The sequence below is a fragment of the Polaromonas sp. UBA4122 genome (assembly GCA_002381615.1).
Taxonomy (GTDB): domain Bacteria; phylum Pseudomonadota; class Gammaproteobacteria; order Burkholderiales; family Burkholderiaceae_C; genus Polaromonas.
Genome location: DFWY01000068.1, coordinates 1 through 21,797 on the forward strand (window position 1 = coordinate 1; position 21,797 = coordinate 21,797).

Annotated in this window: 19 protein-coding genes and 1 pseudogene; 5 read left to right on the forward strand and 15 right to left on the reverse strand. The window is 60.8% G+C overall.

What is annotated here, in order from left to right; translation table 11 throughout:
* Window positions 1-174 precede the first annotated feature (174 nt).
* The gene (locus B3F77_RS08975; protein ID WP_293604628.1) at window positions 175-1,518 is read right to left on the reverse strand and encodes a chloride channel protein; all 1,344 of its coding nucleotides are present in this window, start codon (window positions 1,516-1,518) and stop codon (window positions 175-177) included.
* Window positions 1,505-2,542: an AI-2E family transporter gene (locus B3F77_RS08980; RefSeq protein ID WP_293604629.1), complete on the reverse strand. Its 1,038-nt coding sequence runs from the start codon at window positions 2,540-2,542 to the stop codon at window positions 1,505-1,507. Before B3F77_RS08980 ends, B3F77_RS08975 begins: the two co-directional genes overlap by 14 nt.
* Window positions 2,543-3,528: 986 nt before the next feature.
* Between B3F77_RS08980 and thiM the strand changes: the two genes are divergently transcribed.
* The 3 genes from thiM to thiD are packed head-to-tail and all read left to right on the forward strand — an operon-like array spanning window position 3,529 to window position 5,881.
* On the forward strand, window positions 3,529-4,362 hold the full coding sequence (gene thiM / locus B3F77_RS08985; protein ID WP_293604630.1) for a hydroxyethylthiazole kinase: 834 nt from the start codon (window positions 3,529-3,531) through the stop codon (window positions 4,360-4,362).
* A 15-nt stretch (window positions 4,363-4,377) separates the two neighbouring features.
* Window positions 4,378-5,031, forward strand: coding sequence for a thiamine phosphate synthase (thiE, locus tag B3F77_RS08990; protein ID WP_293604631.1), 654 nt, complete (start codon window positions 4,378-4,380; stop codon window positions 5,029-5,031).
* Window positions 5,032-5,035: 4 nt separating this feature from the next.
* Complete coding sequence (thiD, locus tag B3F77_RS08995; RefSeq protein ID WP_293604632.1) at window positions 5,036-5,881, forward strand: bifunctional hydroxymethylpyrimidine kinase/phosphomethylpyrimidine kinase; 846 nt, start codon at window positions 5,036-5,038, stop codon at window positions 5,879-5,881.
* Here the strand turns inward: thiD and B3F77_RS09000 are convergent.
* The 9 genes from B3F77_RS09000 to B3F77_RS09040 form a co-directional block, all read right to left on the reverse strand.
* Window positions 5,865-7,169 carry a purine-cytosine permease family protein gene (locus B3F77_RS09000; protein WP_293604633.1) on the reverse strand — a complete coding sequence of 435 codons (1,305 nt, stop codon included), beginning with the start codon at window positions 7,167-7,169 and terminating at the stop codon, window positions 5,865-5,867. The two genes, thiD and B3F77_RS09000, sit on opposite strands and share 17 nt — an antisense overlap.
* 328 nt (window positions 7,170-7,497) lie before the next feature.
* On the reverse strand, window positions 7,498-8,598 hold the full coding sequence (locus B3F77_RS09005; RefSeq protein ID WP_293604634.1) for an NAD(P)/FAD-dependent oxidoreductase: 1,101 nt from the start codon (window positions 8,596-8,598) through the stop codon (window positions 7,498-7,500).
* 57 nt (window positions 8,599-8,655) lie between these two features.
* On the reverse strand, window positions 8,656-8,985 hold the full coding sequence (fdxA, locus tag B3F77_RS09010; RefSeq protein ID WP_293604635.1) for a ferredoxin FdxA: 330 nt from the start codon (window positions 8,983-8,985) through the stop codon (window positions 8,656-8,658).
* Between the two features lie 90 nt (window positions 8,986-9,075).
* Window positions 9,076-10,398: a sulfate adenylyltransferase subunit 1 gene (locus tag B3F77_RS09015; protein ID WP_293604636.1), complete on the reverse strand. Its 1,323-nt coding sequence runs from the start codon at window positions 10,396-10,398 to the stop codon at window positions 9,076-9,078.
* Entirely contained in the window at window positions 10,398-11,330 is a 933-nt protein-coding gene (gene cysD, locus B3F77_RS09020) for a sulfate adenylyltransferase subunit CysD (protein ID WP_293604637.1), read from the reverse strand. The genes B3F77_RS09015 and cysD overlap by 1 nt, the downstream gene beginning before the upstream one ends.
* The gene (locus tag B3F77_RS09025; RefSeq protein WP_293604638.1) at window positions 11,327-12,136 is read right to left on the reverse strand and encodes a phosphoadenylyl-sulfate reductase; all 810 of its coding nucleotides are present in this window, start codon (window positions 12,134-12,136) and stop codon (window positions 11,327-11,329) included. The genes cysD and B3F77_RS09025 overlap by 4 nt, the downstream gene beginning before the upstream one ends.
* 13 nt (window positions 12,137-12,149) lie before the next feature.
* A complete protein-coding gene (locus tag B3F77_RS09030; RefSeq protein ID WP_293604639.1) occupies window positions 12,150-12,536 on the reverse strand; it encodes a DUF934 domain-containing protein in 387 nt (128 codons plus the stop codon).
* Between the two features lie 14 nt (window positions 12,537-12,550).
* A complete protein-coding gene (locus B3F77_RS09035; RefSeq protein ID WP_293604640.1) occupies window positions 12,551-14,389 on the reverse strand; it encodes a nitrite/sulfite reductase in 1,839 nt (612 codons plus the stop codon).
* A 32-nt stretch (window positions 14,390-14,421) separates the two neighbouring features.
* Window positions 14,422-15,213, reverse strand: coding sequence for a sulfite exporter TauE/SafE family protein (locus B3F77_RS09040; protein ID WP_293604641.1), 792 nt, complete (start codon window positions 15,211-15,213; stop codon window positions 14,422-14,424).
* 200 nt (window positions 15,214-15,413) lie between these two features.
* Between B3F77_RS09040 and B3F77_RS09045 the strand changes: the two genes are divergently transcribed.
* Window positions 15,414-16,706 carry an ABC transporter substrate-binding protein gene (locus B3F77_RS09045; RefSeq protein WP_414702985.1) on the forward strand — a complete coding sequence of 431 codons (1,293 nt, stop codon included), beginning with the start codon at window positions 15,414-15,416 and terminating at the stop codon, window positions 16,704-16,706.
* A 73-nt stretch (window positions 16,707-16,779) separates the two neighbouring features.
* Here B3F77_RS09045 and mnmC read toward each other — a convergent pair whose 3' ends face one another.
* Both mnmC and B3F77_RS09055 read right to left on the reverse strand, forming a co-directional pair.
* Window positions 16,780-18,693 carry an FAD-dependent 5-carboxymethylaminomethyl-2-thiouridine(34) oxidoreductase MnmC gene (mnmC, locus tag B3F77_RS09050; protein ID WP_293604643.1) on the reverse strand — a complete coding sequence of 638 codons (1,914 nt, stop codon included), beginning with the start codon at window positions 18,691-18,693 and terminating at the stop codon, window positions 16,780-16,782.
* 29 nt (window positions 18,694-18,722) lie between these two features.
* Window positions 18,723-18,995, reverse strand: a complete 273-nt coding sequence (locus B3F77_RS09055; RefSeq protein ID WP_293604644.1) for an oxidative damage protection protein — start codon at window positions 18,993-18,995, stop codon at window positions 18,723-18,725.
* 150 nt (window positions 18,996-19,145) lie between these two features.
* Between B3F77_RS09055 and B3F77_RS09060 the strand changes: the two are divergent.
* A pseudogene (locus B3F77_RS09060) lies at window positions 19,146-20,173 on the forward strand (sulfate ABC transporter substrate-binding protein).
* Between the two features lie 21 nt (window positions 20,174-20,194).
* On the opposite strand, the gene B3F77_RS09065 reads toward B3F77_RS09060, so the two are convergent.
* The gene (locus B3F77_RS09065; RefSeq protein WP_349678404.1) at window positions 20,195-20,389 is read right to left on the reverse strand and encodes a methyltransferase family protein; all 195 of its coding nucleotides are present in this window, start codon (window positions 20,387-20,389) and stop codon (window positions 20,195-20,197) included.
* A gap of 307 nt (window positions 20,390-20,696) precedes the next feature.
* On the reverse strand, window positions 20,697-21,629 hold the full coding sequence (locus B3F77_RS09070) for a histone deacetylase family protein (RefSeq protein WP_293604645.1): 933 nt from the start codon (window positions 21,627-21,629) through the stop codon (window positions 20,697-20,699).
* Window positions 21,630-21,797 lie beyond the last annotated feature (168 nt).

Genomic DNA, 21,797 nt, shown 5'->3' on the forward strand with positions numbered 1-21,797 from the left:
ACACACAAATTCAGACTCTCCCCCCCACAACACGCCTTTATCTGGGCGACAAGGCCACTCGATTGACACCCGGCAGATCTCAGTTGTCAGAAGTACCGCTTGATGCAGTGTTTTCAGAATCTATTAACAAGACTTGGCTTGTTTACTACTCCAATAAGGGCGACGTCTCGGGGGTCATCGGATGGCCTCGATCGGATTCCCATATATGGGTCTCGCGCCGAACTGCGTGCTGATGGCATAGGCCACGCCGCAGGCCAGCATCACCGGCACGGTGAGCTGGAACTGGTTGGTCATCTCCAGCACCATCACGATAGCCATCAGTGGTGCATGCGTCACCGCCGCCAGAACTGCGGCCATGCCGATCACGGACATCACCCGCGGGTCACCGACTAGGGCAGGGGGCAGCCAAAGCCCGGCAACATGTGCGATCACGTAACCGCTGGTGGCGCCTACGAACAGCACCGGCGTGAACACACCGCCCACCGCACCGGAGCCGGTGCTGAGCACCGTGGCCAAGACCTTCATCGCAAAAATCAGCGCGACCCATTGCCAGGTCTGGTCGCCTTGCAGCACCTGGGATACCACGCTGTAGCCGTTGCCCCAGACTTCGGGCACCGCCGCCGACAGGCCGCCGACAAGCAGGCCGCCCAGACCCAGGCGCACCGCCGGCGATTCGATGCGGACGAAACCCCGCCGACTGTATTCCAGCAGCTCCAGCAGTGCCCAGCCGACGCCGCCGCAAAGCAGCCCGACGACCAGGGCCGCTTCCATGCTGGTCGGCAGCAGCGCGACGGATGGCATCACGTACAGGGGGCTGGGCTCGACCAGCCAGTAGATCAGCGCACTGGAGGTGGAGGCGGCGATCAACACCGGGGCCACCGTGTGGCGAGCGAAGAAGCCCAGCGCGAGTTCGAGCACGAAGACAACACCGGCCACCGGCGCATGGTAAGCCGAGCCGATGCCGGCCGCGATGCCGCAGACCAAAATCGCGTTTTGCTGGTCGGGCGGCAGCGGCGAAAGCCGGGCGATCCATGACGTCAACCAGGCGGCCATTTGCACCATCGGTCCTTCGCGGCCAATCGATGCGCCGGTGCCTACCGACAGCAAGGCCGACGCGCTACGGGTGAGCGTTGTGCGGTCGTTCAGGGCCACCTGCCCTCGGCGGGCCGCGTCGATGTAGTCCACATGTTCGGCGCCGGCTGGGCCGCGCTCGGCCCAGCGCTTGCCGATGTGCAGGACCGTGCCGGCCAGCAGCCCGCCCACAGCCCCCACGCACCACCGTTGCCATGGTGCCAGCGAACGTGCTGCTTCGACCAGGCTACCTGTGTGCCCCGTGGCGAGCCACTCAACCCACTGGATCAGAAACCGAAACCCTATTGTGGTGCCGGCCGCGACCGCACCAGCCAGCGCGGCCCACAGCCATAATTGGGTAGTTTTTGCTGCGGCCGTCAGCTTCGACGCCACTGCGGAAGGCGGACGTTCAGGCGCGCCTTCCTGTGCTGGGTCAGGCGAGGCCATGCGCACGCATCTCGCTGGTCAACCACGCATAGTAGATCGACGCGGCAACCAGGCCAGCCAATCCGAATGCGGCCTCGAGTATGAGCATGGCGGCGAGTAGCTCGTAGGTGTTTACTCGGATCCGGCTACCCACAATATGCGCGTTGAGAAAATACTCGAGTTTGTGCACGCCGACCAGAAAGGCGAGCGACATCAGTCCGAGCCAGGGCGAGACCGTCAGGCTGGCCACCACGATCACGGTGTTCGAAATAAGGTTGCCTACCACGGGCAGCAGACTTGCGAAGAAGGTTATAGCCACCAGCGTGCTGGAGAGCGGGACTTCCTGGCCTAGCTGGGGCAAGACCAGAAAAAGGTACAGCGCCGTCAGGATCGTATTCACCGCCGCGATGCGTAGCTGCGCTGCGGCTACGTCCGAGAAGGCCTGCGCGAGTTGCTGCAAGCGGCCGCGCCAAGCCAGCATGAAAGGCGAGGCCGTTGGGGGCGCAGCAGTACCGGTCGCACTGGCCAGGAAGCCGATCACGAGACCAGCGAGCACGTAGGCCAGTCCGCGCAGCGTGTGGTTGCCCCACAACTGGACCTCGGTGGCGTGGGTGCGCAACCACTGGGCCGCCATGTCGTGCAGTGCGGCTGCCGAAACCGGCAGCCGCGAGGCGAGCCACGGGGGCAGGCTGGTACGTAGCTTGTCCAGCGTATCGGCCACGAGTTGCATCAATCGTGGCAAGCCTCCCGAGGCCGAGGCTGCTGACAACTCGGCCAGACCTTCGGCCACGGCAGCGAGGCTGGCAGCGAAGGCCAGCAGCACCAGCAACAGGGCCAGTGCGTGTGCACGACGGGGCGTGAACTGCCGCTGGAGCGAGCCGACCAAGCGGCGGTGTAGCACGAAGGCGGCCAAGCCGGCCACCAACGCCAGTAGCAAGTGCAACGCCAAAATTCCCAACAACCCAGCAGCCATCAAGGTGAGTGCGGACCAACGCACGCGCGACAGACGCTGAACCGTTGTGTTGGGTAAATTCTCGTTGGACATATAGGATCGTGATTATCAACGACTGCAGAGCCAAGGCCCCGTGTTGGCGCCGATACCTGCTTGATCAGTTGGTGGTACCGCTGCCGATGTTGAGTCGACCACCCCGAACTCGGTAAGGCCCGCACCAGATATGTCTCTATGCCGAAAACGGCTGGTCAGTCCTTGTGTCGGCACGATGGTCAATAGTGGACCGGCGCCTACACGTAGTTACAAAAACAGTGTAGCGGGGCTTTTTTCCCATCCTTGAGTTCCAGATGCAACGGCGGATGCAAGCGGATTTCCAGAATCGAGCCTCAACACCATACAATAAAAAAACGCACGCGGCGGTCACTCTTTTACGGACTCAGGCAATCTCTCAGCAGAACATCAGTGCCAGTATTGCGGCATCATCGGCCCAGTTCAACAGGGCGTAACCCGCCCATCGGTAGGCCAGCATCACGGCTTGGTCAATCAGGTATTCGGCAGTCATCAGCTTATTTGTGGGTTGCGTGATTGTCGCTGCAAATCCTCTACCGCCCGGAAGTGACACCCAGCGTAGCGGCCGGGCCACGAACGCGCCATCCGTTAGCGTAGTTTTGCCGTCAGTTCTCAGGCATACCGGTAAAAACCTATTTCTGGGGCTATGCGGCGCACACCCTTACCACGACGTTACCATCAGGCATGGCCTTCTGAGCTGCTGCGAGTGCCATGGACAATACCAAAGAAGAATACAAAAACAACGATGAACAAAATTGCGACCACATACGACGCGATCGGGACTTTATTATCAGAAGACTGTTCCTATCAACGTGTTGACCCATCCATTGGTTTGTCAGCGGTATGTGAGTGTCGGCAACAACCCTGCATTCCGCCATAATCACCAGCGGCAAGCTCTTTCGCCGGGGACGGACTGCACCGGATGTGAAAGGTGGCGCCGTCAACTTGCCAGTATCACGGGGACTCCCTGGTACTTCTCTCCGACTCCTGCTCGCGCCCAAAGGAAAAAAATGGCTACCAATCTTTCTGTTGCAGATCTCTGGTCGGATGTCGTGGCTGTTCGTGAACAGTCCCCGCTGGTGCACAGCATCACCAACCTGGTGGTGATCAACTTCAACGCCAATGTGTTGCTGGCGGCTGGCGCCTCGCCCGTCATGGCCCATGCCCACGAGGAAATGCGCGACATGGTCGGTATCGCTCAGGCGCTGGTGATCAACATTGGCACGCTCGACCCTTATTGGGTTGACAGCATGAAGCTGGCTCTGGCGGCTGCCACGCAGCGCGGAATTCCGTCGGTGCTTGACCCGGTGGGCGCTGGTGCCACGCCTTACCGGAACCAAATGCTGGAAAGCCTGTTGGCCATCGCGTCGCCCACGGTGATTCGTGGCAATGGTTCTGAAATAATGAGTACTGCTGGGGCGACCGTTAAAACGCGCGGTGTTGACAGCAGCGCTGCTGCCCACGACGCGTTGGCAGCAGCGCAGGCGCTGGTGGGGCGCACCGGGGGTACGGTCTGTGTGAGTGGCGAAATTGACCACGTTCTTGACGCCCAGAAGCGATGGGCCCGCCTGTCCAACGGCCATTCATGGATGACACGGATTACCGGTGTCGGCTGCTCGGCTACCGCACTCGTCGGTGCGTTCTGCGCAGTGCAGCCCGATGCATGGCGCGCCACCACGGCCGCCATGGCTTTTTTTGGAGTTGTGGGTGAAGTAGCGGCCGAGAAGGTGCAAGCCCGCGGCCTGGGAGTGGGCAGCATGGCGGTGAGCCTGCTCGACGAACTGCAACTGCTGGACCGGGCCACGTTTGAGACGCGGCTCAAGCTGGAGTTGGCAACGTGGTGACAATGGTGTGATAGCGTGGCAAGGCTGAACCCTGATGTCTTGCGCTTGTACCTGGTCACGGACCAGTCACTCGCGGCTGGCCGGTCGTTGGCCGATGTGGTCGGTGCCGCAGTGCAGGGCGGCGTCAGCTGCGTGCAGCTGCGCGAAAAGCACTTGGGCACCCGTGAGTTTTTGGCGCAAGCCCTGATGCTGAAAGCACTGCTGGCGCCGCACCGCGTGCCGCTGGTGATTAACGACCGTATTGACATTGCGCTGGCCTGCGGCGCTGAGGGCGTGCATCTGGGCCAAAGCGACCTGCCGGTGGATGAAGCGCGCAAGCTGTTACCAATGGAAGTTTTTATCGGCTGGTCTGTAGAGTCCATGGACGATGTGTTGCAAAGCGCCGTGCTGCCGGTGGATTACCTTGGTGTGAGTCCGATCTTTTCCACGTCGACGAAGACCGACACCAAGGAGTCTTGGGGCCTGGAGGGCCTGACTTTGGTGCGCACCGCCACCCACTTGCCGTTGGTAGCCATAGGCGGCATTCATGCGGGCAATGCCCGCGAGGTGCTGCGTGCCGGGGCCGACAGCCTCGCCGTGGTGAGCGCGCTGTGCGCGGCGAGCGACCCACATGCCGCTGCCATGGGCCTCAGGTCATTGTGTGATGAAGCGCTAAAAGCACGGAGATAAACGGATGACTGACGAAGCTTTTGAATTTGAATACCCGCGCGTTCTTTCCATCGCGGGCTCCGACAGCAGCGGTGGCGCCGGCATTCAGGCAGACCTGAAAACCTTTGCCGCGCTGGGTTGCTATGGCATGACGGCGATCACCGCGCTGACCGCTCAAAACACGCTGGGTGTGCGGGCCATTCATGGTGTCCCGCCGCAGATGCTACGTGACCAGATTGATGCAGTGGTCGAAGACATTGGGCTGGATGCCGTGAAAATAGGCATGCTGCATGCCCCGGACATTGTGCAGACGGTGGCCGAGGCGATAGACCGCCATGCGCTTAAAAAAGTGGTGCTCGACCCGGTGATGGTGGCTACCAGCGGTGCCGTACTGATTGAAAATCCGGCCATTGCAGCGCTGGTACGTGAGCTGTTTCCGCGTGCCGGCGTGGTTACGCCGAATCTGGACGAGGCCTCTTTGCTGGTCGGCAGGCCGTTGATCAGCGAACACGATATGGAAGCGGCTGCGCAGGAGTTGCTGGCCATGGGCGCGCAGGCGGTGTTGCTCAAGGGTGGGCATTTGGCGGGCGATGTGGTGCGTGATCTATTGGTCACGCAAAACGGTGAACTGCACTGGATGCGTGCGCCACGTATTCACAGCGCCAACACCCATGGCACGGGCTGCACGCTGTCGTCAGCCATTGCAGCGCAGCTGGCGCTGGGCGTAACCCTGTTGGAGGCGGTGCAGGCAGCGCGCGCCTATGTGCGCGCTGCGCTTGAGAGCGGCGCCAAAGTGCGCACCGGCGCGGGTAGTGGGCCACTGAACCACGGCTACGCGCCGCAGGCCATGCGGCTCAAGCCGCTACGCTGACACCTGAACTGCTGGATCGGGCACGGGTGACTCGCGCCAGCACAAAAGTCAGCACCAACGTGGGCAGGGCGGCGCCCCAGTTGGGTGCCAGTTGCGCATACAGGTGGTAGCAAGCAACGCCGAGCAGCCAGATCACGAGTGCGCTGTAGTTCACCCTGCGTTCTGTCATCAGCGACACCACGTTGGCCTGTCCGGCCAGACGCGCCAGGATGACGCCGTAAAGGGGTACAAACACCGAGCTGAGCATCAGCAAAAACGGCTCAAGGCTGTGCATGGGCAGCACCCCTGCCAGCGCTGTACACAGCACGGCCAGCGCCATGCCCCAGCGCCGCACGCTCCAGCCGGGCTTCAGGCTGTGGCCCGCGACAGCGCCCGAGTAAAGGTCGCCATAGGCGTTGTCCACCTCGTCAATCAAGATAAGCCCCAGCGCGATCAGGCCGCCTTGCGCCAGTAATAGCGCAGCCACCAGGTCAGTACTGGGCGTTGTGAGCGCCACCAGCACGCCCAGCGCGTAGCACCAGATGTTGGCGACGGCATAACCGAGCCATGTGCCGCGCAGGGCACTGTTGCCATCACGCCCATGGCGCGCAAAGTCGGCTACCAGCGGCAACCACGACACCGGCATCGCGATGACCAAATCAAGCGCCGACAGCGCGCTCATACCGCCCACACCGGGGCGATTCCACAGCGCCGCCAAGCCTTGGGCACTGGCCTTGGCAAGGAACTGCCAGCTCAGCCACAGCAGTGAGGCAATGACCAGTGGCAGGCCGTAGCGGCCAATGAATTTGCGCACCAGTTTCACCATGGAGCCTGACAGCAAAGCCAGCAATACGGCCCCCCAGAGCAAAGTCGCCAGTAGCGGCCAAATGGCCCCCGTAAAACTGCCTGACTGGCGTGCGATGGCTACGGTGCCATCGCGCATGACGACCAGTTCGAAGGTGGTCCAGCCAATGAGCTGCACGATGTTCAGCAGCACGGGCAGGCGCGCGAAGCTGCTGCCATAAGTGGCGTGCATCAGGCCGGCACTGGACAAGCCGCTGTCGCAGCCCATCTTGGCGGTCCAGGCCAGCAAGCCTGCACCCAGAACCGAACCGCAGAGGATGACCGTGAAGGCCGCCTTGGTGCCGAGCGCCGGCACCAGGTAGGCGCCGATCTGTATGACGAGCAGGCCCACGCCCAGACTGAGCCAGAGCGCCGCATGATCGCTCCAGCCGAAAAGGCGGTCACTTTTGGGCAGCGGCGTGAGTGCGGTGTTGCCACCAGCAGAGGATATTGGAGTCGAGGCCATCAGCCGTTCCGTTCGTCAATGGCAGGTCGGCTTGTTTGAAGCCCGGATGGGTGGGCGTCTGGAACATGCTTCCCTGCGCGAGGATTACCTCAATCAGGTTCAAAGGGACTTTCTCAGTCACCGCCAATCACAAAAGCGAATTGCAGCAACACCCCCAGCGAAAGTGTTCTTGCGAACACAACGCGAATTGTAGAACGGATTAATGCGCAGATTGTTTTGAAACCTGTCGGCCAGAAAACCTTGCCGGAAATGGTGGCTGGCGAGGCAAAAAAACCGCAAAAAAGCCCGCACAAAGGCGGGCCTGCATGCGGGGGCGTTAATGGCGGTGTCAGTCAAACACCGGTGATTCAACGCCCAGCACCTTGTGCAGCTTGGGGCTGGTCGTGGTGTATTGCAGATGGATTTTTTTGTCCGGGAAGATGAAAGGCGCAGCGCCAAACGCTGCCAGCGCGCATTCATGGAAACCGCTCAGAATCAGCTTTTTCTTGCCGGGGTAGATGTTGATGTCACCGACCGCAAAAATTCCTGGCACATTGGTCGAAAACTTTTCGGTGTCGACCTTGAGCTGCTTGCGCTCGATGTCCAGACCCCAATGGGCAATCGGCCCGAGCTTGGGGCTAAGGCCAAAGAACACCAGCATCACATCGAGCGGTACGACGCGGGTCACGCCATCGGCACCGGTGACCTTGACGCCGGTCAGTTTCCCGTTTTTTTCATCGCAGCCTGTGACTTGGCCTACGATGAACTGCATCTCGTAAGCGTCGCAGAGTTCCTTCATTTTGGCCACGCTGGCGGGCGCTGCCTTGAAGCCGTCACGGCGGTGAATCAGAATCACGCTTTCGGCCTTGTGGGGACCTTCGGCCACAAAGTTCAAGGCCCAGTCCAGGGCAGAATCACCACCACCGACGATGACCAGGTTTTTGCCGGCAAAGTCAGCCGGGTTTCTGACACGGTAAAACAGCTGGCTGTTGTCAAACTTCTCCAGACCCTCGACCCGCAGCAGCTTGGGCTGGAAAGCGCCTACCCCTGCTGCAATAAAAATGGTCTTGGTCAGAAATTGGGTACCCTTGGCTGTTTCAACAAAGAAGCGCCCGTCTTCCTGCTTTTCAACAACGCTGACTTCCTGACCGAAGTGAAATGTTGCGCCAAACGGCTCGATCTGCTTGAGCAGGTTGTCGGTCAGCTCCCTGCCGGTGCACACCGGCACGGCAGGAATGTCATAAATCGGCTTGTCGGGGTAGAGCTCAATGCATTGGCCACCGGGATAGGCGAGGGAATCGATCACGTGGGCCTTGATCTCGAGCAGACCCAGCTCAAACACCTGAAAAAGGCCTACAGGGCCGGCGCCCACAATGACGGCATCGGTTTCGATGGTGCCATCGTGCTGGACTGCGGTGTTGATCACTTCTTGATTCAGTTGAGGTTCCATGTTCTTTTTGGACTTGCTTTTTAAACGGCTCGGGTATGTAGCGGCAGCGTGCTAACTTCAGCGCACCAGCTCATTCAGCTTCCCGGTCTTGTCTTTCCATTCCTCGGCGTCAGGCAGGGCGTCTTTGCGCTTGGTGATGCTTTTCCAGCCTGCGGCACGGCTCAATTCGGCATTGAGCTTGATGAACTGCAACTGATCGGACGGCACATCTTCTTCGGCATAGATGGCATTGACCGGGCATTCCGGAATGCATACGGCGCAATCAATGCATTCGTCGGGGTCAATCACCAACATATTGGGGCCTTCGCGGAAGCAGTCCACCGGGCAGACATCCACACAGTCGGTGTATTTGCATCGGATGCAGGAGTCGGAGACGATGTGTGTCATTTTTGTGTTGGCTGATCGGTGGAAACCTTTGATTTTAAGAGGTTTCCGGCAACAGGGTTAAGCGGAGTGCGTTAAAGGTGCGTTATTTTCTTAGAGAACCAGTGCTGCGCCAGAGGTCTTGTGCGACGCCGTATCCACCAGCACCAGCGAACCCAGGACGCGGGACTGCGTGTAAGGCAGGGCCGCAATGGGTTCCAGCAGGGCCAACTCGACGACGCCAATCGCATTGGCCTCCAACTGCGTGGCCTCATGGCTCGCCAGTGTATTGATATCGACCTGGTTCACGATGCGTTTAATTTTAGCTTTGACCCAGCGGTGACCCTGCAGCGCCCAATACAGGCGACCCGGCACCAGTGGCTCGTCGTCCATCCAGGCGACGGTGGCGGCGATCTGGCGCGTGCCCAGGGGCGGCTCAAAACCGTCGGTGGCCAGCAGCCAGTCGCCACGGGAGACGTCTACTTCCCGGTCGAGCACGATGCCCGCACCATGGCCAGCCTGGATGGATTTAGTCTGGCGGGTATGGTCCAGTACCTGGGCCACGACGGCGGTTTGCCCGCTCGGCAGGACGGTCACGGTCTGACCTGGCTGCACACCACCGGTGGCAACGCGGCCCCAGAAGACGCGACGACCTTGGGTGGTGTCGGACGAGGTAGAGAATTTCTCCACCCACTGTACCGGGAAGGCAAAGGCTTCGGTCGTCTCCGCCGGTGTGGCGGGCAAATGTTCGAGCAGTTGCAGCAGCGACAGACCTTCGTAGCCGCACCAGCCGGGCCTGGCGTCGACCACGTTGTAGCCAATCAGCGCAGATATGGGAACGACGGCCTTGACCGGTATCTTCGCGGCCTGGGCAAATGCTGTCAGCGCTGCACTGATGTTTTTGAAAGCAAGGGTGGGGTCTTGCACGGCATCGAGCTTGTTCACCGCGAACACGATCGAAGGCACGCGCAGCAGATTGACCAGCAGCGAATGACGGCGGGTTTGCGGCAGCAGCTCCAGCGACGCGCTCTTCCAGTCGAGCTTGGTGGCGTCTACCAGCACCACGGCGGCGTCGGCGCTTGAGGCGGCCGTGACCATGTTGCGGGTGTACTGCTCATGACCCGGTGCATCGCCGATGATGAATTTGCGGCTCTCGGTGGCAAAGTAGCGGTAGGCCACGTCGATGGTGATGCCCTGCTCGCGCTCGGCCGAAAGGCCGTCGGTCAGCAGGGCCAGGTCGGTCTCGCCGCCGCGCTGCACGCCAGCCAGGTGATCTTGCAGCACCGCGCGGCTGTCCACCAGCAGGCGGCCGATCAAGGTGCTTTTGCCGTCATCGACCGAGCCGCAGGTGATGAATTTCAGTGCGGATCTAAGGTCATTTTGGCCTGTAGCACCCGTGGGCTGTGCGCTACCTGCTATTAAATCTATAGTTCTCATCAGAAGTACCCGTCTTTCTTGCGCTTTTCCATCGAAGCGTCGGAGGTTTTGTCATCCATGCGCGTGGCGCCGCGTTCGCTCACGTTGGCGGCCAGTGTCTCGATCACGATCTGGGCTGCCGTGGTGGCCGGGCTGTCGACCGGGCAGGTGCAGGTGATGTCGCCCACGGTACGGAAACGCACGGTTTTTTCAAGCACCTGCTCGCCATCACGCGCTGGTGTGAGTTCGGTCACGGGCACCAGCAGGCCCTTGCGTTCGACGATCTTGCGCTGGTGCGCGTAGTACAGCGAGGGCAGCGCGATCTGCTCGCGCTCGATGTACTGCCACACGTCTAGTTCGGTCCAGTTCGAAATCGGGAACACCCGGAAGTGCTCGCCGGGTTGCAGCCGCGTGTTGAACAGCGTCCAGAGTTCGGGGCGCTGAGCCTTGGGCTGCCACTGGCCAAAGCTGTCGCGGTGCGAGAAGATGCGCTCTTTGGCCCTGGCCTTTTCTTCATCGCGTCGCGCGCCGCCTATCAGCGCATCGAAGCGGAACTCGTCAATCGCCTCCAGCAGCGTGACGGACTGATGCACATTGCGCGACTCGCCGGGATGGGCCAGGCGAACGGTGCCGCGCTTCATCGAGTCTTCGACATGGCGCACGATCAGCTCGGCGCCGAGCTCTTTCGCGCGCAAATCCCGGAAATCGGTCACTTCTGTAAAGTTGTGGCCGGTGTCTATCATCAGCAGCGGGAAGGGAATACGACCGACGCCAAAGGCCTTCTCGGCGCACTTGAGCATCACCAGCGAGTCCTTGCCGCCCGAAAACAGCAGGGCCGGACGCTCGAAGGCGGCGGCCACTTCACGCAGGATGAAGATGGTTTCTTCCTCCAGCGAATCGAGATGCGCGTTACTCAGTTTGCTGAGCACTTGGGGTTCGGTACGGGCGTTCATGCGGGGATCTGCCTGATGGGAATGATGCAGGAGACAGTGCTGGAAACAGTGCTGGAAGTGGGTTCGAAAGCGGCGGGTTCTTGCGCTTCATGGGTGCCGTCAGCGTCCACATGCAAGCCACATTCCTTGGCACTTTCCTGCTCCCACCACCAGCGACCCGAGCGGAAATCTTCACCCAGCGTCACGGCGCGCGTGCAGGGCGCGCAGCCCACGCTGGGGAAAAATTCATCATGCAGCGGGTTGTAGGGGATGTTGTTGATGGCAATGAAATGCCAGACATCACCCCAGGTCCAGTCGGCCAGCGGGTTGATCTTGGCGCGCTCGGCCTGTGGCTCGATGTCGTGCACTTCGGCGCGGGCACTGGATTGCTCGCGCCGCAAGCCCGTGATCCAACCCTTTTTGCCGGCCAGGGCGCGCTCCAGCGGCACCATCTTGCGGAAGTCGCAGCAAGCCTTGCGCAGCTCCAGGCTCTTGTACATCGCGTCGTTGCCAAATTCAGCGACAAATTTCTCGGTCACTACCGGGTCTGGCTGATAAACATCGACTTGCACACCGTAACGCTCTTCCAGTCGCCCCACGAGCGCCAGCGTTTGCGCATGCAACATGCGGGTGTCGAGCACAAAAATGCTCGAAGCGATGCCGGCCTCAAGAATCAGATGGCTAACCACCATGTCTTCAGCTCCCAGGCTGGAGGCCTGCGTCAGCGGCGCATACTGCGCTGCGGCGGATTGGAGCAGCGCCTTGCTGGCGTTTAGCTTTTGAGCAAAGTTGGCCGATGGCTTGGCGTAAAGTGAAATGGCATTCATGGCGGGCTCCTTGCTAATTCGCGAAATGGGGACTGACCTGAACCGCATCGCCCTGGTAGCGGCCCACGCGGTAGCCCGGGTAGTTGCTGAGCACGCGCTGGGCAACGGCCAAGTCCTGGTCGGCCCGCAGCACGGCGGTGGTGAAGCCGCTGCGCTCCATTTGTGCGAGTTGGTCCGCCAGTACATCGCCCGTGGCGCGTATCTCGCCTTTGAAGCCGAGGCGGCGGCTCAGTAAAAAAGCCTGGCTGAACGCCCGGCCATCGGTGAACTTGGGGAAATCCAGGGCTATGCATTCAACCCCGACGAGCGACAAGGTACATGGGTCGGCGTGATTCGCCAGTTCAATGATATTTTGGCCTGTGGCACCCGTCGAATGGGCGGAAGCAGCTATTAATTTCATAGTAATTAGGGATTTCAGACGGTTTGGGTCGCTTGGTCGGGTACGGTGGCGCTAAAACGCGCCGCGTTGGCAGCGGCCTTGAAGGGCTCCGCACCCACCCGGCGCAGCGTGGCGATGAAGGTTTCCTGCTTGTCGTTGACCATCACGCGCTGGTCGCGATAGGTATTGAGCACGGCTTCAATCACCTCAGGCACTTCAGCGGCTGAAAACGAGGGGCCGACCACCTTGCCGGTCGCAGGCGCGCCCGAGAGCGTGGAGCCGTCCGAGCCGCCCAGCGTGATCTGGTACCACTCCTTGCCGTCCTTGTCCACGCCCAGAATGCCGATGTGGCCGCTGTGATGGTGGCCGCAGGAGTTGATGCAGCCGCTGATGTGCAGATCAATCTCGCCCAGGTCGTGCAATTCGTCGAGGTCCTGGTAACGCTGCGTAATGGCTTCCGCCAGAGGCAGGGAGCGGGCATTGGCCAGCGAGCAGAAATCTCCGCCGGGGCAGGCAATCATGTCGGTCAGCAGGCGAATGTTGGGGCGGGCAAAGCCGGCCTTGCGGGCGGCTTTCCAGAGACCGGGCAACTGGTCGCAACGCACCCACGGCAGTACGACGTTCTGGTCATGCGTGACACGCACTTCACCGGCGCTGAACTGGTCGGCCAGGTTGGCAGCTATGTCGAGCTGATCGGCCGTGGCATCGCCGGGCGCCTGGCCCAGGCGCTTGAAGGACAACGTGACGATACGCAGATCCGGATTTTTGTGCGGGGCCACGTTTTGCTGGAGCCAGCGCGAGAACTCCACATCGTCCTCAGCCGCTGCGCGCAGCACGTTGGCAATTTTGGTCTCGGCGTCGCTGCGGTTGCAAGTCAGCTTGGGCGCCACAAACGACGCTGAGACCCGGTCGAGTTCGGCCTGGGTGATGGTGTGCGGTGCGCCATCGAGTTCCAGAATATCCCTGTATTCGGCTTCTACCTGATCGATGAAGTTCTGGCCTTCTGCTTTGACCAGTATCTTGATACGCGCCTTGTAAATGTTGTCGCGGCGGCCAAAGCGGTTGTAGGCCCGCACGATGGCTTCCAGGTAATTGAGGAGCTGCATCCATGGCAAAAACTCGCGAATGGTGGTGGCAATGATTGGGGTGCGGCCCATGCCGCCGCCCACCAGCACCTTGAAACCCAGTTCGTCGTCTGTGTTCCTGATCAGGTGCAGGCCGACATCGTGCCATGCCGTGGCGGCACGGTCTTCCAGGGCACCGGTCACGGCAATCTTGAACTTGCGCGGCAAAAAGGCGAATTCAGGATGCAATGTGCTCCACTGCCGCATGAATTCGGCAAATGGCCGGGGATCGGCAATCTCGTCAGCGGCAATGCCGGCTCGCTCGTCGCTCGTGATGTTGCGAATGCAGTTGCCGCTGGTCTGGATGCCGTGCATATTGACGCTGGCCAGCAGGTCCATCACATCGGCCGACTTGTCCAGCGGAATCCAGTTGTACTGCATGTTCTGGCGCGTGGTGAAGTGGGCGTAGCCGCTGCTCAGTTTGGAGCGCACGGACTGGCCGCTTTTCAGGGGAATCGCGCCGAGCTTGTCCTGGGCGGCCTGTGCACCGTTGAACAGGGCGGCATTGGGCTGGTCATACTCGCGCGCAATGGTGGCCAGCACGCGCAGCTGGGCGCTGGAGAGTTCACCGTAGGGCACGGCGACACGCAGCATGGGCGCATAGCGCTGCACGTACCAGCCGTTTTGCAAGCGCAGGGGGCGAAATTCGTCTTCGGCCAGCTGGCCAGCCTGCCAGCGCGTCAGCTGGTCGCGATACTGGCTGGCGCGGGCCTTTACAAACTGGCGGTCAAATTCTGTGTATTGGTACATGGCTGTCAGGGGCTAAATGAAAATGGGGCGGTCTAGATGGAAATAAGCTTCACGCCGGCATAGGCCAGCAGCAGGGACAGCAGTGAGCGGATGACTCGGTCAGACGTTTTACGCATCAGGTGTGAGCCCACCCAAATGCCGGGGAGCGAACCGGCCAGCAGTTTGAGCAGCAAAGGCCAGTCCACCGAGCCTATGGAGGCATGCCCCAGGCCCGCCACCAAGGTGAGCGGGACAGCATGGGCGATGTCGGCCGCTACGATGCGCGGCAGGGGCAGGGCGGGGTACAGCATCATCAGCACAAGCACACCAATGGCACCGGCGCCGACCGAGGTGATGGTGACCAGAGTGCCGATGACTGCGCCAAATAGCACAGGCTGCGCCCAATGGCGCGCGCGCGTGGCCTGGCCTATCAGTTCGGGGGCAATGGCTTTGGGAACCGCTTTGCCGCGCAGGACTTTGTAGAAGGTCGCAACGGCCGTCAGCAGCAGGGCCAGGCCCAGGGTCGTGGTCATGACCGTCTGGGTCGCCGGGTTGGCTGGCCCGAGTCGCTGCAACACATACAGGGTGATCAGCGAGGCCGGAAGGCTGCCCGCTGCGACTTGGCCCACAATGCGCCAGTCCACAATCCGGGCGCGCGCCAGACTGATGGTGCCGCCCATTTTGGTGAAAGCGGCAAACAGCAGGTCGGTGCCTATGGCCAGATGGGGTTTGATGCCGAAAGCGAATATCAGCAGCGGCGTCATCAGCGAGCCGCCGCCCACGCCCGTCAGCCCCACTACGAGGCCAACGGCAAATCCGGCAAATACGAAGGCAAATTCATGCATAAGCCGGAAAATATAAATGCGCAGCTTATGAAACCAAACTACACATTTGTTCTACCGTTATGCGAATAAGCTTATTTTTCGGTTGTTGTTCTGGTTTTTCGGGGTTTCAAGGGCGGTGCCTGCTTAAACTCAATGCCGTGACTATGCAGGGCAGCGTGTCTTAGAGGCCATGTGCGCTGGTACCATTCCCGCTTTTGATGATGGGCGGCCCCTTGCTCGTGTGCCGACTCGATGGACTGAATCGCTTACTTTTGGAGAAAACCGTGAAATTTAAGAAATCTGTCCTGCTGGGCGGTCTATTGCTGGCGTTTGTGACGAGCGCGAATACCGTGGCCTGGGCGCAGGCTGCAGCAAAAACGCCGATCAAAATCGGGGAGATCAACAGTTATTCGACCATGCCGCAGTTCACGCAGCCTTACCGCCAGGGCTGGCAGCTCGCTGTGGAAGAGATCAATATGGCCGGTGGCCTGCTGGGCCGCAAGGTTGAAGTCATTGCACGCGATGACGCTGGCAAACCTGAGGAAGCGCTGCGCCACGCCATTGAACTGACGTCCAAGGAAAAGGTAGATGTGCTGGCCGGCGGTTTTTTGTCCAACGTGGGGCTGGCGCTGGCCGATCACGCGCAGAAAAACAAGAAGGTGTACATCGCCAGCGAGCCACTGACCGATGCCATCGTGTGGGACAAAGGCAACCGTTACACCTTCCGTTTGCGACCTAGCACATACATGCAGGCGGCCATGCTGGTTGAAGAGGCGGCCAAGCTGCCGGCCAAGCGCTGGGCCACGATTGCGCCCAACTACGAATATGGTCAGAGCGCGGTCGCCAGCTTCAAGGAGCTGCTCAAGGCCAAGCGCCCCGATGTGGAGTTTGTCGGTGAGCAGTGGCCCGCGCTGGGCAAGCTGGAGGCCGGCACCACGCTGCAGGCCACCATGCAAGCCAAGCCGGACGCGATCTTCAATGTAACTTTTGGTGCCGACCTGGCCAAGCTGGTGCGCGAAGGCAACCAGCGCGGCATTTTCCCCAAGACGCCCGTGGTATCCCTGTTGTCGGGCGAGCCCGAATACCTGGATGTGCTGAAAGATGAAACGCCCAAGGGCTGGATCGTGACCGGCTACCCCTGGGATCAGATCGATTCGCAGGAGCACGCCAGTTTCGCGGCCAATTACTACCGCCGCTTTAACGAATATCCGAAGGTCGGCTCAGTCGTGGGTTATGCCACCATGCAGGCGATTTTTGCAGCCATCAAAAAAGCCAACTCCACCGACAATGAGAAGCTGGTGACGGCGCTGCGTGGCTTGAAGTTCTCAACGCCGTTTGGCCCGGCTGAGTTCCGTGCCATAGACCACCAGTCCACCATGGGCGCCTACGTGGGCAAGCTGGACCTGCGCGGCAACAGGGGCACCATGGTGCAGTGGCGCTATGCCGACGGCAAGGCTTATATGCCCAGCGATGCTTATGTGAAGGCGCGTCGGCCGGCGGACGCCATGAAGTAATTATGCTATCTATTAAGTAGCTGGCTGCGCCCGTCCTTATTAGGCTACAGCCACTTTTTGCTTAAATTGATCTTCACGCTACCAATGCCTGCGTCAGCGCAGCGTATTGGGGCAGCAGCGCATCGGCTAGGCGCTGCTCCAACGGCAAGGGCTCGGCATGCAGCCTGGCGGCCAGCAGTTCTGCACACAGTGCGGCAAGCGTCAGGCCGCGCGATCCCATGCCGCTGCACACCCACAAGTCAGGCTGCTCCAGCGGACCCAGCGCAGGCAGACGACTGGGCGTTGCGCAGCGAACGCCGGCCCAGGCTTTGACCGTGCCGCCCTTGAATTGAGCCGCCAGCTGGCGAGCAACGGCAGGCAGCAGGGTTTGCAGTTTGCTGAAATTGTGTTGCTCGTCTTCGGGTCGTGTTTCGGTGCTGGCGTTGTCCCGCTCAAAGCTTGAGCCGGTAATCCACGCGAGTCCGTCTGCGAGGGGTAGCGCAGGAATCAGACTGCCGTGGCCATTCACTGGAAAAGGTGGTAGCGCGCTTGCTATGCCCGGCTCCTGGAGGGCCCAGGACGCTTGGCCGCGAAGGGCTTGCAGGTCCAGCATGGGAGAAGTCTGCAGTTCGGCGCTAGCCTCGATTTTGGACAAAGCGCGACTCGCATAGCCCGCAGCCAGTACCACCAGCTCAGCGCTGGCCAACTCTTGCCCGGCCGCATCCAGCACCTGCCACGAGTCGCCTTGCCTGACTAATTGGCTCACCGTTGCATGGCCGCGCCATTCAACGCCCGGGGTTGCCAGCCATGCCTGGACCAACGCCGCCGGCTTGATCCAACCAGCCTGTACATGCCAAAGCGCTGGGGTTTCAGGCGGTAGACCACCCTGTGCAAGCTGCTCAGCGGTCGCCGGTCGCGTCCAGTCGCCTGCGGCTTCGGCCAAATTCTGCTGCCACGCAGCGGGCAGCATGCGCGCGTGCTCCACGCAATGCTCCAGTACGCCTGTAGGGCACCAGTCGCTACCTGATTGCAGCAGCGCATCTGCCTGTTGCAGCGTCGCCCTGATGCCGCTGCGCGACAGGCGTGAAAGCAGGCTGTCGTCGGGCGATACATGGGGTGCCAGCATCCCGGCGGGCAGGCCTGATGCGCCAGTGGCAGGCGCCGCAGCCGCATCCAGTACCACCACTTGCCAGCCGCGGCGCGCCAGACTGGCCGCCACCGCCGTACCGGCCAAGCCCGCGCCAATCACGACGCAACGCGCTGCGGGCCGACGCAGCGGGGAGGCCCGCTTTTTTTTGGGTTCCCATGCCGGGTGGAAGATGCCCTGCAGGTTGTCGCGCTTGGGCGGCGTGCCCGGGACCTTCTTCATCACGAAACCGCATTGCGCCAGCGCATCGCGCACGCTGCGTGCCACCGTCCAGGTGGCCACGCGCGTGCCGCGCCGACAGCAGCGCGCGACCGCCTTGAAGGTATGAAGATCCCAGATGTCCGGGTTGCGTTGCGGGCTGAAGCCGTCGAGGTAGACCGAATCGGCTTCAAACGATTGCTCGCGTAGTATGGCTTTGGCGTCCCCAATGCATAGCGTCAGCAGCACCTGGCCGCCTTCAAAGGCCAGTCGATGAAACCCCGGCAGCAGGCCCCAGAGCTGGCGCTGCAGCTCCTGCGCAAGCGCCAACAATTCCGGGTGGGTCTGGGCACTGCGCAACACATCTTCAGCGCTGGCCGGGAAGGCTTCGGTCGAGACGAAGTGCAGCAGGCGAGGGCGCAGCGGATCAGCTTTCCAGGCCTGCCAGGTCACCAGAAAATTCAGCCCCAGGCCAAAGCCGGTTTCAAGAATGCACCATTGCGGCTGGCGGGCCCACGCGGCGGGCAGGCCGCAGCCTTTCAGAAAGACCTCGCGGGCCTGATCCAGGCCGCCGAGCTCGCTCCGATAACGGTCGCCAAAGCGCGGGCTGTAAGGGCTGCCACCCGCCGTGCCGTCGTCCAACCACTCAATGCGCTCGGGCATCAGCAGTTATTGCTTGGGTTGGGTTGGGTTCAAGCGGTAGGGGGCACGTAGCCTTGCACCACGTCGGCACCTTCACCGAAAAAGTGCTTTTCCATCTGGCGCGCCAGATATTGGCGGGCACGGGCATCGGCCAGATTGAGCCGGTTTTCGTTGACCAGCATGGTTTGCTGTTTCATCCAGTCAGCCCAGGCTTCCTTGCTGACTTCTTCCCAGATGCGCTTGCCCAGTGGGCCGGGATAAGGTGGGAAGTCCAGGCCTTCAGCTTCTCTATCGAGCTTGATGCATTTAACGAGGCGTGCCATGTGAATAGTTCTTTCGTAAAGATGTAGTTATAGATATTTTGGGTATAAAAAAACTGAATTCTTATTCGTTCCTGTTTTTACCCGATGCTTCCAGAATTTAGTTTCTTAATTAATTCGCATGCAAATGCAACTGGATCAAGAAAGCAGATCATGACGACACGCCGCCATTTTATGAATGTTTCCACCCGCGTGGCATTAGCCGTTGCGCTGACAGGGTCAGCAGCGAGCATCCGCCCGTGACGCTGCTCAATGTATCGTACGAGCAGACACGCGAGCTTTATGTGAACTACAATGCCGCGTTTGCCAAATACTGGAAGGCCAAGGCCGGCCAGGACGTGAGCATCAAGCAGTCGCACGGCGGCTCGGGCAAGCAGGCCAGTTCGGTCATTGACGGCATTGACGCCGATGTGGTCACGCTGGCGCTGGCCGGTGACGTAGAGGCCTTGGTCAGCCACGGCGGCTTGATCCCCAAAGACTGGCAAAAACGCCTGACGCACAGCTTGGCACCCTGCACCTCCATCATGGTGTTGCTGGTGCGCAATGACGATCCCAAAGGCATTAAGGATTGGGATGACCCGGCTGGCGGTGATCACACTCAACCCCAAAATCTCCGGCGGCGTGCGCTGGAACTACATGACTGTCTGGGAATTTGCAAAGCGCAAGTACGGCGGCGACGCCAAGGCCAAAGAGTTTTTCGGGAAGCTCTACAAAAACCTGCCCGTGCTGGATACCGGCGCGCGTGGCTCCATCGTCAACTTTGTGCAGCGCAACGTCGGTGACGTGATGCTGGCCTGGGAAAACGAAGCCTTCCAGGCGCTGAAAGAGTTAGGTGCCGAAAAGTTCCAGGAGGTGGTGCCCTCCCTCAGCATCCTGGCCGAGCCCAGCGTCACGGTGGTCGATAATAACGTCGACAAGAAGGGCAGGCGTGAAGTGGCGACGGCTTGCCTGGAGTACCTCTACTCTGCCGAAGGCCAGGACATCGCAGGCCACAACTACTACTGCTCGCCGACGACAAAGCCAAAGCAAAAGCCAAAGCCAAAGCCAAAGCCAAATATGCCAACCAGTTCCCTAAGCTCACGCTGTTCACGATTGACCCGGGCTTTGGCGGCTGGGTCAAGGCCGTCAAAGACCATTTCGTTGAAGGCGGATCGTTCGACCAGATCTACACGCAGAAGTAATGGTTGCGGTAGGAACGGAGGTTACCTCGCGTATCCAGCGCTTTTCGAGCAGCGATTTGGTGGACAGCACCAGCACCAAGCCAGCCAAGCCGGCAGATGGCCTTCCGTCCAAGCCAGGGCCAGCGCGCCAAACAGGAAAGAGGTGTACATGGGGTGGCGAATCCAGCGATAAGGCCCGGTGGTGACCAAGCGGCCTTCGGCCTTGGGGTTGGGCAAATGTTGAAATTGGCTATCCGGTTAACGCCCAAGGGTACTACCGGTAGTGGCTACGCGTTGGTCGGGGTAGCCGAGTGATGCCAAAGCCCGGTGTACAGGTCGTCGTAAGTTGGCTCTGCGACACGAATCCCGATTTCGCGTACCGAAGCGAACGCTGTCATCGGATATCCGCCATGATTAAAGGTGCCATTAGTGCCAAATTAAGGTATAAAAGTGACAGACTAAAGGTAAACCGACACCTCCGGCCTCGCGCCAAGTCAAATCAAACACTTAGCCGCGGTGTCGGGCCCCAGGTGAGAAAGACGGGCTAACTGTCCATCAGCGCGCGGACATGCGCTGCCGTTCCGCTGGCCAGGCCTTCCAAGCTGTAGCCGCCTTCCAGGATCGAGACCACGCGGCGGTCGGCGGTCTCTTCGGCCACCTTCATCAGTTCCCGGGTGATCCAGTGGTAGTCGTCGTCGGTGAAGCGCAGCCCGCCGAGCGGATCCAGGTGGTGAGCATCGAAGCCGGCCGAGATGATCAGCAGATCGGGCGAAAACCGGCGCAGCGCGGGCAGCATTTCCTTCGCCATGCGGGCCCGGAACATGGCTGAGTCGCAACCCCGTGACAGTGGAATGTTGACGATGTTGTTGGCGACGCCGGACTCTTGCCGCTCACCGGTTCCCGGATAGAACGGCGATTGATGGCACGAGCCATAGAACAGGTCCGGATCATCGAAGAAGGCGTTCTGCGTGCCGTTGCCGTGATGCACGTCGAAATCGACGACGGCCACACGCTTCACGCCGTGCCGGTGGCGTGCATGCAGGGCTGCGATCGCGGCCTGATTGAAGACGCAAAAGCCCATCGCGCGGTCTGCCTCGGCGTGGTGTCCGCAGGGTCGGGTCGCGCAAAAGACATTGTCGGCCTCCTTGGCAAGCACGGCGTCCACGCCGGCGCAGGCAGCGCCGACGCAGCGCATTACGGCCTCCAGTGTGCCCGGCGACATGATGGTGTCCCCGCCGTCAAGCGCACGAAAGCCATCTGCCGGAGACAGCGACTTGACGTTTTCGACGTATTCCGGTGTGTGGATCAGGAGCACCTGTTCGAACGTGCCCATGGCGGCATCGCGCCATCGCACATCGGCGAACTCAGGCGCCTTCAGGGCTTGGAGCACCGCGTGCAAGCGCTCCGGCGACTCGGGATGGTGCGGGCCTGGACGGTGGTCAAGGCATGCGGAGTGGGTGTAGATCAGTGTGGTCATGTGGTTCGTGCGTTTGCCAAATGATATCGGGCTACGACTTGGTCACGGTTGGTGTTGCGGAGCCGTCAGAAAGAGGAGGGCACACTCTAAAGGATAATGGATAGGAAATTCAACCACCTCAGTTGAAGTATCGCACCTTGTTGCCGGGGAGAGTCTGAATTTGTGTGT